This window comes from Paenibacillus sp. P3E (assembly GCF_001909045.1).
In the GTDB taxonomy this organism is placed as follows: domain Bacteria; phylum Bacillota; class Bacilli; order Paenibacillales; family Paenibacillaceae; genus Paenibacillus_AQ; species Paenibacillus_AQ helianthi.
The window spans coordinates 1-13,794 of sequence record NZ_LVWH01000023.1 but is presented as its reverse complement, the minus strand read 5'-3'; the positions used below and the strand labels follow the sequence as shown (position 1 = coordinate 13,794).

Below are 13,794 nucleotides of genomic sequence, written 5' to 3'. Positions count from 1 at the left end.
GTGTTAGATGATGGAGGTGATGTCTTCAAAATACTAAAAAAGTCTCCTTAATTCAATCATATAGTTTTCATAATTCACTTCGTCAAAACACACAAATAATACCTTGTTTATTTTTGATTTTTTACCTAGTAAGTACTTCGTCACTTCATCTACGGCAATACGACAAGCAAGATCCTTCGGATAATTATATATTCCGGTGCTTATATTTGGGATAGCAATACTAGTTACTCCATTAGCGTCAGCTAAAATCAATAAATTCTTGTAGCAGTTCCTTAGCTTATCTTCTTCATTATGCGTTCCACCATTCCAAACAGGACCAACGGTATGAATTACATATCGACATTTCAAGTTTCCTCCAGTTGTTATTACCGCTTCTCCAACCCCACAACCGCCTCTTTGGTTACGGATCTTCATACAATCCTCTAATATTGCTTTTCCTCCAGCTTTATGGATGGCTCCATCTACACCACCTCCACCCAACAAACTTGTATTCGCTGCATTGACTATTGCATCCACTTCTAACGTTGTTATATCTCCCTGAATCAGCTGAATCATTGTGTTATTTATTACTACTTCCAAAGCAATCCCCCCCATATATTATGATTCAGTCCCTTTCGGATAATGTCTGATTCACCAACCTCATAAATACTCCCATGTAGATTATTCGCGAAATGAATTGGACTATCCTGCCGATTCATGACGAATTGCCAGTTCATAGACTGTTCAACCAATATAGGTTGAAATGATTAAAAATAAGGTTGGAAATCTCGATTTTCTTTTACAGCACAGACTGTAATATGGTAGATGAATTACAACAATTTTAAAGCAATACGATGGAGGGCAAAGAGATTCTGAAAGGGGGGAGATAGGTTTAGAGAGGCATCAAGCGTAGTGGAGGAGTAGAAAAATACTGTACATTCCGCTTTAACCAGGAGGTTAAATTTATGCTGGAGAAGATTCAGGTCCGTTCTGTAAAAAGGACAGTTTTGAGTGCAGTCTTCACTGCCGCCGCCGCAGGATTTCTGTGGTTTGCCCAGCCTGCCTTTGCCTATGATTTGTCGAACAGCAACTTCCAGGTCAGTACCGGTTCCAATGGCGATATCTCCAGTCTGAAGCTGACCGGAGATAATTTTCCTACCAACTACGTTATGAACGCTACAAATGCTCCCAACCAGAATACGGCAGACCATCAATGGCTGGGCGAGCTGATGTTCACCTACCGGCTGAATAACGGTGCCTGGACCAAAGCCTGGACCAATAAGTCGGCCGATGCCCGTACACAAAGCCAATCCGGCAACACTGTCAACATTACCTATCAAAACTCAACGAATGCCGAAGGAATCCGCAATTTCCGCGTGAATGAAAGTTATAGTCTTGTAAGCGATTACTTGCTCTGGCAGATTCAAGTGACCAATACCAGCACACAGACTCTGGAGATCGGAGACTTTGGCCTGCCGCTTCCCTTTAATGAATTCTGGACCGGAGGCAGTAATGAGCAGATTTATGAAACACGGGTGGTCACCCAGTCCTTCATCGGTAATAACAGCTCTTATGTCACCGCCCAGCGGCCGAGCGGGATCGGCCCCTCTCTCCTGCTTGTCCCGGACAGCACAACCGGCGCAGGCTTTGAGTATATGGATAACTGGCGCATTCAGCAGCATACCGGCAGTAAGTGGGCTGGCGATCAAGGCGGCTGGGTCGAAGGCCTCTCAGTCTATTACATCCATTCCAATGTGATCAAAAGCACCGGCAGCGGATATCTGCCGAATAGCAGCCTGACCCTGGCACCCGGAGCAAGCAAGACCTATGCCTTCAAATTTTTCAAAGCCGCCAGTGAGCAGGCCGTCAAAGACCGGCTGTATTCCGAAGGGATGATTGATACCACCGTGGTCCCCGGGATGATCGTGCCGGTCAATCAGACCGCCAAATTCGATCTCCGCACCTCCAAGACCATTACCTCCGTGACCGCACAATATCCGTCTGAAACCACCGTGACTTCACTTGGCACTGCATCGGGTGACCACAAGCTGTATTCACTCCAGATGAATCACCTGGGACCCAACAATATTACAGTGAATTATGGCAGCGGTGAAAAGACAACCCTGCAGTTCTACGCCATTGAAGCTGTGGATGCCGCACTTCAGCGTCATGCGACCTTTATGGTGAACAACCAGCAGTGGAATGTGCCCGGAGATATCCGGGACAAAGCGTTCGACGACTGGATGATGCAGTCGAACACCAAACGCAACAACTTTGCAGGGTACTGGGGCTGGGGAGATGACTGGGGATACACACATGCTCAATTCCTTGCCGAGAAAAATGTCCAGAAACCCGTCACCTCAGAAATCACAGCACTCGATCTGTATTTGGATACCACGATCTGGAACAACCTGATGGCTGGACATCACACCGATTATCTGGTGCCGGACTTCCTTATGGCCCCTCCGAATGATACTCCAACGTACCGGGGTTATGCTTACCCTCATATTTACAACACGTATTTCAGCATGTATAAGATTTCCAAGCTGTACCCTGGCCTGATCAGCTACAAAGAGCCGAGCAGCACGTATCTGCTGCGGGCCTATAACATTATGAAGGCTCTTTATGACGGGCCGGTCGCCTATAATTGGAACACGGGTCTGATGGGAGAAGTAACTACTCCGGAGATTATCAAAGCGCTGCAAGATGAGGGATACACCTCCCAGGCGAACGATATCATCGCAAAAATGAACACCAAATACAACAATTTCGCAAGTACGGCTTACCCGTATGGTTCGGAATACAACTATGACAACACAGGTGAAGAAGCCGTTTATATGCTGGCCAAGATGAAGAATAACAATACGATTAAAGGCAAAATCAATACCAAAACCCGTGCTGTCCGCGGGAAAATGCCTGTCTGGTACTTCTATACCGATCCGGTGACTATCAACGGGGAACCCTGGTGGCAGTTCCAATACACAGCATCGCTGGCCGGAACCGCCATGGACGATTGGGTGCGGAGCAATTCCACTGCGCCTGAGGTAGAGCAGCGGCTCAGTTATGCTGCCAAGCTTGCAAATGTAAACGCCATCAACTCGGGCCAGATCAGCTCCGATCCGGCGGATATTGGGGCTGTGTCCTGGACGTATCAAGCCATGAAAGGCAACAATGGCGCACTCGGTCTGGATGGCGGCCCATTGTTCAACGGCTGGCGCGGCATGTCCGGCGAAGCCGACCTCGGATTGTTTGGCGCGATCAAGATTCTTAGCTCCGATGTGGCGGTCGACCCGATCTTTGGCCTCTACGGTTACGGCTGTGATGTAACGGAGAGCGGCGGTAATTATATTATTGTTCCGAAGGACGGCGTATTTCAGCGCCTTAATCTGATCACGGAAAAATGGGGCATGACCCTGGGACGTGACAGATACAGCCTGGCAACAGTCGCCAAAGCGAAGAACGGCGTCAGCTTCACACTCAGCAATGTAACACCCGGAACTGCCCACATCACGAAAGTGGACTTCAGCGGACTTGCCGCCGGAACCTATAATGTAACCGTCAATAACGTAGCTTCCGGAAGTTTCACGGCAGTGAACGGCCAAACGGCAACCGCCAGTCTCAATATCGGTACAGCAGCATCCTACGAAGTGAAGATTGAGCAGGGGACGGTTACACCGGTACCGAGTATAGTCGTCAATTATAAAATGAACCAATCCTCAGGCACAACAGTGACCGATTCCTCATATGGTGCCAATCATGCCGTTCTGACGGGAACAGCATCCTGGGTTACCGGCCGTACAGGAGCAGGGAATGCGCTGGGCTTAAGCGGAACCAGTGCTTATGCTTCTCTGCCAGCCGGAGTGCTCAGCCAGCTGAATGATTTTACGATCTCAGCCTGGGTACGCATTACCGCGAATAATGACTGGGCGAGAATCTTTGATTTTGGCACTGACACGACTACAAATATGTTCCTGGCTCCCCAGACAGGTGGAGGAGGCGGCATGCGGTTTGCGATTACAAACGGCGGCAACAGTTCAGAACAGCAGCTTACGGCTTCTGCCCCGCTGGCCGCCGGGCAATGGAAGCATGTCGCTGTGACGTTGTCCGGTACGACGGGCCGCCTCTATGTTGATGGCGTGCAGGTTGCTGTGAATACCGCCATGTCGCTGAAGCCTTCAAGTCTTGGCGTTACGACTCAGAACTATATCGGCAAATCCCAATATGGCGATCCCAATTTGAACGGTGCCATTGATGATTTTCTGATCTATAGCCGGGCACTAACTGCAGCTGAAATCACCTCATTGTTCAATGGAACGATGATTCAGGGGGCTGCCGCTGAGGAATCTGATTTGCTCCAGCAAGAGAACCCTCAGCCCGAACTGCCACTTGAACCCGGTGGGCAACAGCAGGCAGTTCAATAGCAGGTAGTTTAGGACGGGGATTTTCAGCAGAACCTGATGCAATAATGGCGTGTTAAATGGGGTAACCATTTGCACGCCATTTTGCATGGATTCATTGTCGAATAACGATATTATTTGTTGTATGATGGATTTATGTAGTTTTCAGAAATCAAGGAGGGTTTATCGTTTGCTTACACTGAGAAAGGCCGGGCCACGTCAAAGGAAGAAGCTCAGTCTGACATCGCTGCTTACAGGCCTTGTGACGCTGGTGGTTCTGCTAACCTCAACCATTATGCTGGTTGGCTCTTATGACTCCAAAAGACAATCTTTGATGGAGACGACGCTCCATCTGAATTTCACTAATGCGGACCGCATGTCCAGGACGATGGATTCCTTATTTCAATCCATTGGCGGCAGTCTGGCCTATAATGCACAGATGCTTTCCGATATGGACGTTAGGACGCCTGAGCAAGTGGAACATCAATTGAAATTGATGCGCAACAGCAGCAATTATTTTAATTCCATCGTAGTAATAGGTGCAGACGGGGTTGTCCGCAACGTAGAACCGGCCACCATAGGAACCGCAGGCAAGCATATTAGTTCTCAATCCACTAAAGAAGCTTTGGCACTCAGACAGCCCTACATATCCGCTCCATATATGACTGCGACCACCAAAAGACTGATTGTGTTCTTAAGTCAACCTATCTTTAGCAGGAACGGTACATATCTAGGTATACTGGGCGGCACGATTTATCTGCAGGAGAATAATGTGCTTTCCAGGATATTCGGAAATAACAGCGTGGACGATTTGGGCTCCTACTATTATATTGTCGATTCCGATGGGCATTTGCTGTATCATCCGGACAAGCAGCTCTCCGGGATGGATATTAGCAGCAACAAGGTTGTGCAGAAGCTGATGAAGGGAGAGAGCGGGGAACAGGAGGTTCGTAACCTTCAGGGTACCGATCTGCTCGCCGGATACTCCAGTGTTCCGGCGAACGGCTGGGGAATTGTGGTCGTCTCGCCGATGAGTCTGATTCATCGGCAGCTGATCGGGCACATTGAGACCATTATTGGCTATTCACTGGTTCCGTTTATTGTACTGCTGATTGGTGTGATCCTGGTGGCGCGCAGGCTGGCCCGGCCTTTTGCCTATCTGGCGGACCTGGTAAGCAAGATGGGCAAGGAGAAGATTGTCATTCCGGAAGCCAAGCCGCACTGGAGCCGGGAGGCCGATTTGCTGACCAAGGCTGTCTTTCTGGCTGTGACAGACATTCAGGAACATACGGATCAACTAACGCAGGAAGCTGCGACAGACGCGCTGACCGGGCTTAAGAACCGGAGATCCCTGGAGTACACGCTCAGTCAGTGGATCGATTCAGGGACTCCATTTTCACTGATTGTGCTGGATGTGGACCGTTTCAAGTTCGTGAACGACACCTATGGCCATGTTACCGGTGACGAAGTACTGAAACATGTAGCCGGTGTGATTGTCTCCTCGCTTCGGCCGGATGATGTGTGCCATCGCTACGGCGGTGAGGAGTTTGTGATTTTGCTGGCCCGTACCCGCCCGCAAGAAGCCTTCAAGGTTGCAGAAAGAGTCCGCAGGGCACTGGAACAGAGCAAGGGTCCCATTCCGTCTCAGGTTACAGTGTCTCAAGGCATCGCCCATTACCCGCTGCATGCTTCAGAGCAGGAGGGATTGCTGAAGATGGCGGATCAGGCGCTATACCAGGCGAAGAGCAACGGCAGAAACCGGACGATGATCGCTGAAGACAAACCGGCAGCCCCATCAGCATAATGGCTTGAATAGTAATAACGTCACAATTATCACCTGCCTAGGCTTGGATAACCCCAAACCTGGGCATTTTTTTATGCTGATATTTAATTAGAATGTCTATAGTTAGGATTCTACTTTTTAGGATGAAATGTCGGATTAATATGTTCTGGAATCCGCGCCGATGAAGAAGGCTTGTCTGGTTAATGATTACGTACATTTGTCAAAAAGCTCATTGACAGTATCTATCTCAACTTGATACCATAAACTATATCATCATGATATACAACCTTCTGGCCTAAAGCCTATATCCTATGAAGAATGGAATGTGATGAAGCATGCGGCAACAAAAGATTCGAAAGACCCTCCTGCTGATTTCAATGCTGCTGTTCCCGGTTACCTTGAATTATTTCTCTCCTTATCTGATTGTACAAGGCAGTTTTGCCGGTATTGCCACCGGAAGCTTTCTGCTGTTTGCCGCACTTTTTGGTTTCTCACTGGTGTTTGGCAGAGCCTTTTGCAGCTGGTTGTGTCCGGCGGGAGGCTTGCAGGAGGCTTGCAGCCAGGTGGTGAACAAACCTGCAAGCCGCAAACAGAACCTCATTAAATATCTGATTTGGTTACCGTGGGTGCTGTCCATTCTGGCCGGGTTTATGAGTGCAGGCGGGATCAAAGACCTCAATCCGATTTATTTTACCGACTACGGAATTTCGGTTTCTGCCCCTCCGGCTTTCATTACGTACTTTGCCGTCGTATTATTAATAGTAAGTGTGTCTCTGATCTTCGGGCGGAGATCCTTCTGTCATTCCCTCTGCTGGATGGCTCCGTTCATGGTCCTGGGCAATACCCTTAAGAACAAACTGGGTTATCCCTCACTTCATTTGGAGGCCAGAACCGAGGATTGCATCAGCTGCAAGAAGTGCGACAGAGCTTGCCCGATGAGCCTGAAGGTCCAGGAAATGGTACAAAACAGAGACATGAACAGCAATGAATGTATTCTGTGCGGCAGCTGCCAAAGCGTATGCCCGAAAAAGGTGCTGCGGGTAGGTTTCGGTGCTCAGAAGGATTCCGTTTCAAAAAGCAGCTACACGGAGGGAGCCTAAGGAAAGATCATGCCCAAGGAAAATACTACGGTCTATATCATATTGGGCCTGCTGAACCATGAGGATCTTAGCGGATACGATATTAAGAAAAAGATAGATGTGATGATCAGCGGCTTCTGGGAAGTAGGCTATGGGCAGATTTATCCGACCCTGGCGAAGCTGGTAACCGAAGAGCTGGTGCTGAAACATAAAGGCGCCGGCTCCAAAGGCCCGGAGAAAAATATATATTCCATCACGGACAAAGGGCGGGGGCTTTTGAAGGAGTGGGTCATGCTTCCCGAGCAGAAGGAGTATACAAAATATGAGATCCTGCTCAAGCTTTTTTTCGGAAGCCTGGTTCCGGACGAGAGCAATCTTGCGCGGATTGAAGATTTCAAGGAACGGCATACACAGAGTCTTCAGCAGATTCAGATGTTCAAAGGCAATCTGGAGCGCGTTCTCCATACCGAAAAGGACCATTTGTATTTCTACCTGACCGTCCTGTTCGGGGAGCATGTCTACAAGGCCTACCTGGACTGGGCGGAGGAAGCCAAGGAGCTGCTGGCGGGTAAGCCCAAAGAGGAACTAGATCAATGATCAAACGGGCAGTATATTTAATGGTAAAATGGTGAAAAAACGAATTTGGTGGTTTTGAAGTGCGAATGTATACCCTTATTAAAGAAAAAGTTGATAATGTTAAAAAGCTTATGATTTACGAATCTGAGAATGATGGTGTTTATGTTTTTTTGTATGATACACAAGAAGATAAGAGCAGTTTTGCCGACTTATGGTTTGAAACATTTGATGAAGCTGTTGACTACTGCATTGAAAAATACATAGTAATAGAGGACCAATGGGTTGTTATAAAAGACCCGAAGGAAGGGCAACAACACGATATTATCAACTAAATAATATACTTAGAGTTCAACGGGAAGATAGCGTAAAGAGTAGACTGCTAATTCAATCTGATTTTTATATTTATATATCGATTGTTCAAACAATAGGGGGATTAAGTTCAATGGAGGAAAAGTTCCATCGCCACATAGGGGTTTACGGAATATGTATAGTTAACGAGAAAATCTTAGTTATTCTAAAAAGTTTAGGCCCTTACACTGGCCAATTTGATTGCCTGGTGGACGACTAGAAGTATCAGAGTCCTTAGAGCAAGGCTTAAAAAGGGAGTTTAGCGAAGAAACAGGACTCTCGATTAAAGAACTCAACAATATTGGCGTTTGTGATTTTTCTGTGCTATGGACTCTACCGAATGATTCGACTGAGCTCTTGCATCATATTGCAATTTTGTATGAAGTTATTGGCGCCGAAAAAATTGGTAGTTCCGTAGTTCAATTCGAGGGACAAGACTCTAATGGTTATGATTGGATTTCAATCGATAAGGTTACTCCATTAAATTCTTCACCGCTGGTGCAGCAAGCGACCGAATGGTTCCGTACGAAGACCATCCCGGTTAAAAGAAGTTCATATGACTACAGGTCTTTAAGCTAACAAGGAACGATACGATAATAACGACACAAAGGAAGCCGGTCAGTGGATCGGCTGCCTTCACTCATTGTTCCAATATATGGTACAATGAGTGAAATGCTGTTAAGGAGGAGATCCATGAATTTAGCGAATAAAATTACTATTGCAAGAATATTGTTAATTCCTATTTTTATTTTACTCTTCCCCATATATCCAGATTGGCTAATCTACAAATCTGATGTCATACAGCACATAGATTTCTATGGAATTTATTATGCTTCAGCAGTATTTATACTTGCCTCAGCCACTGATAAATTAGATGGACATATCGCAAGAAAATACAATCAGATAACGAACATGGGAAAGCTCTTGGATCCATTAGCGGATAAATTGCTCATTTCAGCGGCGTTGATTTTAATGGTAAATCAACAGTTAATATATTCCTGGATTGCTTTTGCTATTATAGCAAGGGAAATTATTATTACTGGAATTAGGATAGTGGCCTCATCTCAAAAAATCGCTTTACAAGCTGATCAATATGGAAAAATAAAAATGGTGTTTCAAGTTGTAGCAATTGCAGGTGTTTTGTTAAATAACGGCCCATTCAACTTCATCACAATTATTCCTGTCGACCAAATATTTATGTATATTGCATTAATCTTGACTATATATTCTGGTTATAACTACATAAAGAATAACTATCACACGCTAAAACTTGATTCTTAATCCAGCAGTAATTACGTTAAAGCTGCAAAATGGTTATGCTTGAAAAACACTGGCAATGAAGTTGAAACACGTACTATTTATAATGGTATTAGCTTTGATCATTTTGCCTACTAATCTCATTCAAAACGCGACTACGCTACGTTTGTTCAAGGCTAACTGTTCCCCTTGTCTGAAGAGATTGATGCTTATAAGGCAGAACAGGAGAGTGCAATGCGTGTAAAGGACGGCAAAATAGAAATAAATATTTATTTTCCACTCAAAGATTCAGAAATTGGTCGAGACGCTCTAATTAGGCTTATACCGAATCATCTCAGGTTTTTAATATCCCCAGAACCTTACTGCGGGTAGAAATGATAAATTTTTTAGACCGCCTTCACTGGCGGTCTTTCTATGTCCGGCAGATGCTAGCAGCTCATGAACCAAGAACGTTAACTCAAACACGATAAGTCAGCCGGTCAGTAATTCAACTAACGGGAGAATAGCTTAATATAAATTAATGCACGAAGCAGGATCTATATAACCGGTGATTCTAGATGATAGCACTATGCTGATATGGGGAATGCCTGCAATGGGTTTAAATAGATAAATAGCGTGTAACTTTTATGATAAAGTTACTTATCATTTTATGAGGAGGTTAGTGATGAAGACAAGGGAAATAACTACATTTATTCTTATGTGGTGTATATTCATTGTTGTTGGAATCGCTGCTATATTCGTTGTTAAGTTCAATAATTTTGAGTTTTTAAATCAGTTTAAGAGCTTTGCAGTAACAATAGATAATCAATCAGAGAATGATATTATTTCAGTTGAAACTGGAGTGCTTGTTAGCAATTCGGCCGGAGATATTGTGGAAAGTGATTCAAAAGATACATTTGATAAAATAATAAAAAGCGGCGAAGAAACCCGTATCCGTCCCAACCTTCAGCTATCCGGGGAAGGTGGAATTTATTTAAAGTATACTGATTCCAGAAAAGAAACATTTAAGAAGACAATATGTTCCTATACCGAATCTTTATCAGGTTATTCAAAAGTTATCATTACAAATGACAATGTAACAGTTGATGAAAAGTGTAACTGACTATAAAAAGGGAAAAGCGCTTACACCTTAAGTGCTGACGCTTTTCCCTTTTTACAATACTAAGCCAAACAGTTATTATTGTCAGTACCTAAATGCGGTGCTTCTTACTGATGAATTATCGATACTGGAATTTGCAAAAGAGACAGAGGGTAAGAGCAGAAGTTATGACAATGCAGACACAGTAACAAATTTTCTAATTCTCTTAATCATTCATTAGGCTAATTATTCTCTTTGAATTAGTTTGTTTATTTTGGATGAAGTTATGAAACTAACAAATAAACCATAAAGAGAGCTGGGGTTTTGGGACCAATGCTTACAATTTTGCTAAAGAAATCAATTTAATTCATGAAGCTGTTATTAAGAAATTCATTTTTCTGAACCTGGTCAGATCTTTATAGGTCATTTGAAAAATCTAATATCAATTTTGAAAGATAAGCCTAGAATTGAGGGATAGAATGCATATAACAATTTCCTTTAGGGCCCCAAAATGATGCATAGATTTTGGTATCGTGTTAAATATTCGAATGCCCTGATGTGGTGATATTAATGAATTAACTGTATGATTTTTCACATTTGCGATCGCAAGATAGGGATGATTATTTTTTCACAAACTCTGCCTGGCTATATACATCAATGTGTTCAATTAGTAATTTCCTTATTACTGTAGTAGTCTTCCTGATCTTACAGAGATAGAAATGCAAATGAAAGCGTTCGTCGGTGTTGAAAGTATTAATAATATTGACCTGACCAGGGATGACAATAGTATATCTAAATCATAAGTGTACTTTAAGTCAAATGTGCTATAACAACAAACTACAGAATACTTAAGAAAATCATATTGAATAGAGTGTACGTTTTGGATTGTCCTCTCTGTTAAGTGAGAACCCAGAGTGATGCTTTTCACTTTAAAGGAACACTCTTCCTAATATTGGACTAAGATAATATATTTGAGTCATTTGAGCGGCTCTTAACTATTAAATTTTAGCCCCCTCCTTATGTAGTGGAAATCAGACGGTTTAATGCGGGTTTAGTAGGTGACATAACTGGGGGTCATAAATCAAATTAGGCGGTGGAGGTAAATGGGTGAAATTATTGGATACTGAAGGGTCTCTACAAGAACACAAATGGACGGTAATAGCTTGGAGCAACAGATAATGAAGATTAGGAGTAGGTACCATAACATATTTATTGAGGAGTAGTATAGCGGTTCTGAAGAAGATCGGCCTAAATTAAACTCCGTAGTTGCTAGTTTAATCCCTGGAGACATTAGTGGTTACAAAGCTTGACCGGTTCTGTAGAACCGTAAGAGAGGGGGTGCGATATGTTGATGAGCTGCATAGGAGTGGTGTAATAATATACATTCTGAATATGGGACTTGTTGAGGATACACCAGTCTGTAAAATGCTGTTAACCAATCTATTCGCATTTGCAGAATTTAAAAGAGCATGATTCTTTAGAGAACCCAAGCTGGTAAAGCCCTAACAAAAAAAAGAGGGGTTCCGCGAAGGAAGACCCCAAAAATTCACAAAAAGACAATTGGATCATGCTATTGAGAAGTTGCAACCACGCACATGAAGGAAGTTGTTGATATAACTAGAATTAGTCAAAGTACAATTAATAGAGAACTTAGGAAGAGGAGGTTATAGTTAATCATAATAATGAATCTGAGATGTCTTCAACATGAGTGATTCTTAACATATTTAGTAAAAAAGATATGACGTTAGAATAAAACTATACAAGATGCTTATTTGCTTCACATACAAAAATCGATTTTGTCATGGGTGCGGGGAAAAGTATACCAATGAATGGGCGGAGTAACAGTAAGAGCGAATTCTGAATGTGCCCCATCGCCATATGGTATTTACGGTGCCTCAAGAATTGCGAGATGTGTTCAATCAAGACCTGCGGAAGCTAAAATGAACTGAGCAACCAGGTAGTCAAGGTGATAGAGTACTACTACTGACGGAAAAATAAGAGCAAGAAATATGAGGTTTGAATGATCACGGTCATCCATCCCTTTGGAAGTGATTTGAAGTTTAACCCGCTCATTCACGCACTCATAACAGAAGGGGCGCTGGATGTCCTTAAAGAATGGAAAAAGGTTGAATACATCTCGTATAAGTATTTACGGAAATCGTGGCAGAAGTTACTGCTGGATTAAATGATGAAATGGTTTTCGAAAGTAGCACGGATGAAAACGCTGGTCTATGAACTCTACCAAAGGTATCCGCAGGGTTTTTATGTGAACTCGGAGCAGCGGATGAAGGATGTGCGAGGAGATACAAAATACATCGGGCGATACTTGGTACGTCCAGCGATTGCGGTATACCGAGTGGCGAGCTATGACTACTACCAGGTGCATTACTGGTACGAGGATCACCGAACGGGCAAAGGGGGAGATGTGGTGTCACCAGTGATAAAGTTTATATACGATCTGGTGCAGCATATACCGCCGAAGCATTTCCGGATGGTGGGACAGTGGGGAAAATAAAGAGTCGCAGCAAGTGATTAACCTGCGAAGATATATGATACATAAACAGATAGAGATGATATTTCCAGTGACACGTGGGAAGAAGAGAACGTATCGTGAGCGAATGCTAGAGGCGTATGACCTTGATCCGCTGCAGGCACCGTATGTTGCTTGTGGCGATTTGGCATGCAGAATATGGACGGATTTATTATTATGATGAACAGTGAGAATATGAGAATCAAAGGAAATAGGGGATAAGGAAGCATGAAAAAGACAGAAGGACAAGAGAACGAACGGGATAAAAGCAGAGAAATGGAAGCGTGGGAGGATGAGCCTGAGGTATGGATAGACTATTTCTGGGTGGAATGTGGAACGATTGACCCTGTGCCTGAATTTATAGTGGCAGAATGTTCGGATGGACTGGAAGACGGAGAATCCCAAGAGCTTTTTGTCCAGTTTGTAATGGAACCTTGGTGAGAAAAGAGGAGCCAGCGGATGAATGACCACTAGTTAGAAAGCTTATTCACCCGTTAGGGTGATTTTGTTCTAACCCTTGTCCTTTCTCAAGACAAAAACTTGTACTGAGTTGCCGAAATTGACAAGAACTTGGTCTTTTTTCACTATCCTTGGTTTGATCAAAATATTAAACCTTCCCCAAAGACGTTACGTGTTTAGTACAGTGTGTATATGGCATCAAAAGGAGCTTTTAGTAGGTTGGTATCATATGAACACGTATCGACAGCGCGAGTATTTGCTCAATGTGTTTATCTCCCTTCCAGTGATATTATCTTTTATTCTGAATT

General features: G+C 43.9%; 11 protein-coding genes and 1 pseudogene. 11 read left to right on the top strand and 1 reads right to left on the bottom strand.

Going from position 1 to position 13,794, the window contains the following annotated elements:
* Positions 1 to 33: 33 nt before the first annotated feature.
* A complete protein-coding gene (locus A3842_RS04335) occupies positions 34 to 555 on the bottom strand; it encodes an O-acetyl-ADP-ribose deacetylase (protein WP_074100572.1) in 522 nt (173 codons plus the stop codon).
* 389 nt (positions 556 to 944) lie between these two features.
* On the opposite strand from A3842_RS04335, the gene A3842_RS04330 reads away from it, so the two are divergent.
* The 11 genes and pseudogenes from A3842_RS04330 (at position 945) to A3842_RS04270 (ending at position 13,468) form a co-directional block, all read left to right on the top strand.
* Complete coding sequence (locus A3842_RS04330) at positions 945 to 4,400, top strand: DUF5695 domain-containing protein (RefSeq protein WP_074100570.1); 3,456 nt, start codon at positions 945 to 947, stop codon at positions 4,398 to 4,400.
* A gap of 166 nt (positions 4,401 to 4,566) precedes the next feature.
* The gene (locus tag A3842_RS04325; protein ID WP_074100569.1) at positions 4,567 to 6,180 is read left to right on the top strand and encodes a sensor domain-containing diguanylate cyclase; all 1,614 of its coding nucleotides are present in this window, start codon (positions 4,567 to 4,569) and stop codon (positions 6,178 to 6,180) included.
* A 314-nt stretch (positions 6,181 to 6,494) separates the two neighbouring features.
* Positions 6,495 to 7,259 carry a 4Fe-4S binding protein gene (locus A3842_RS04320; protein WP_074100568.1) on the top strand — a complete coding sequence of 255 codons (765 nt, stop codon included), beginning with the start codon at positions 6,495 to 6,497 and terminating at the stop codon, positions 7,257 to 7,259.
* Between the two features lie 9 nt (positions 7,260 to 7,268).
* Positions 7,269 to 7,835: a PadR family transcriptional regulator gene (locus A3842_RS04315; RefSeq protein WP_074100567.1), complete on the top strand. Its 567-nt coding sequence runs from the start codon at positions 7,269 to 7,271 to the stop codon at positions 7,833 to 7,835.
* A gap of 65 nt (positions 7,836 to 7,900) precedes the next feature.
* Entirely contained in the window at positions 7,901 to 8,146 is a 246-nt protein-coding gene (locus A3842_RS04310) for a hypothetical protein (protein ID WP_256701503.1), read from the top strand.
* 217 nt (positions 8,147 to 8,363) lie between these two features.
* Positions 8,364 to 8,741: an NUDIX domain-containing protein gene (locus A3842_RS04305; protein WP_371915982.1), complete on the top strand. Its 378-nt coding sequence runs from the start codon at positions 8,364 to 8,366 to the stop codon at positions 8,739 to 8,741.
* A gap of 114 nt (positions 8,742 to 8,855) precedes the next feature.
* Complete coding sequence (gene pgsA, locus A3842_RS04300) at positions 8,856 to 9,443, top strand: CDP-diacylglycerol--glycerol-3-phosphate 3-phosphatidyltransferase (RefSeq protein WP_074100565.1); 588 nt, start codon at positions 8,856 to 8,858, stop codon at positions 9,441 to 9,443.
* Positions 9,444 to 10,083: 640 nt separating this feature from the next.
* On the top strand, positions 10,084 to 10,521 hold the full coding sequence (locus A3842_RS04295; protein WP_074100564.1) for a hypothetical protein: 438 nt from the start codon (positions 10,084 to 10,086) through the stop codon (positions 10,519 to 10,521).
* Positions 10,522 to 11,790: 1,269 nt separating this feature from the next.
* The gene (locus A3842_RS33695) at positions 11,791 to 11,970 is read left to right on the top strand and encodes a recombinase family protein (protein WP_218618649.1); all 180 of its coding nucleotides are present in this window, start codon (positions 11,791 to 11,793) and stop codon (positions 11,968 to 11,970) included.
* A 547-nt stretch (positions 11,971 to 12,517) separates the two neighbouring features.
* Positions 12,518 to 13,012 (top strand): annotated as a pseudogene (locus A3842_RS04275) (transposase).
* A 243-nt stretch (positions 13,013 to 13,255) separates the two neighbouring features.
* Positions 13,256 to 13,468: a hypothetical protein gene (locus tag A3842_RS04270; protein ID WP_074100562.1), complete on the top strand. Its 213-nt coding sequence runs from the start codon at positions 13,256 to 13,258 to the stop codon at positions 13,466 to 13,468.
* Positions 13,469 to 13,794 lie beyond the last annotated feature (326 nt).

Bases quoted from the DNA above. Each gene is read 5' to 3' on its own strand.
- A3842_RS04320 (WP_074100568.1), top strand. From the start codon at position 6,495: ATGCGGCAACAAAAGATTCGAAAGACCCTCCTGCTGATTTCAATGCTG.
- pgsA (WP_074100565.1), top strand. From the start codon at position 8,856: ATGAATTTAGCGAATAAAATTACTATTGCAAGAATATTGTTAATTCCT.
- A3842_RS04335 (WP_074100572.1), bottom strand. From the start codon at position 555: ATGATTCAGCTGATTCAGGGAGATATAACAACGTTAGAAGTGGATGCA.
- A3842_RS04270 (WP_074100562.1), top strand. From the start codon at position 13,256: ATGAAAAAGACAGAAGGACAAGAGAACGAACGGGATAAAAGCAGAGAA.
- A3842_RS04295 (WP_074100564.1), top strand. From the start codon at position 10,084: ATGAAGACAAGGGAAATAACTACATTTATTCTTATGTGGTGTATATTC.
- A3842_RS04330 (WP_074100570.1), top strand. From the start codon at position 945: ATGCTGGAGAAGATTCAGGTCCGTTCTGTAAAAAGGACAGTTTTGAGT.
- A3842_RS04315 (WP_074100567.1), top strand. From the start codon at position 7,269: ATGCCCAAGGAAAATACTACGGTCTATATCATATTGGGCCTGCTGAAC.
- A3842_RS04310 (WP_256701503.1), top strand. From the start codon at position 7,901: ATGTATACCCTTATTAAAGAAAAAGTTGATAATGTTAAAAAGCTTATG.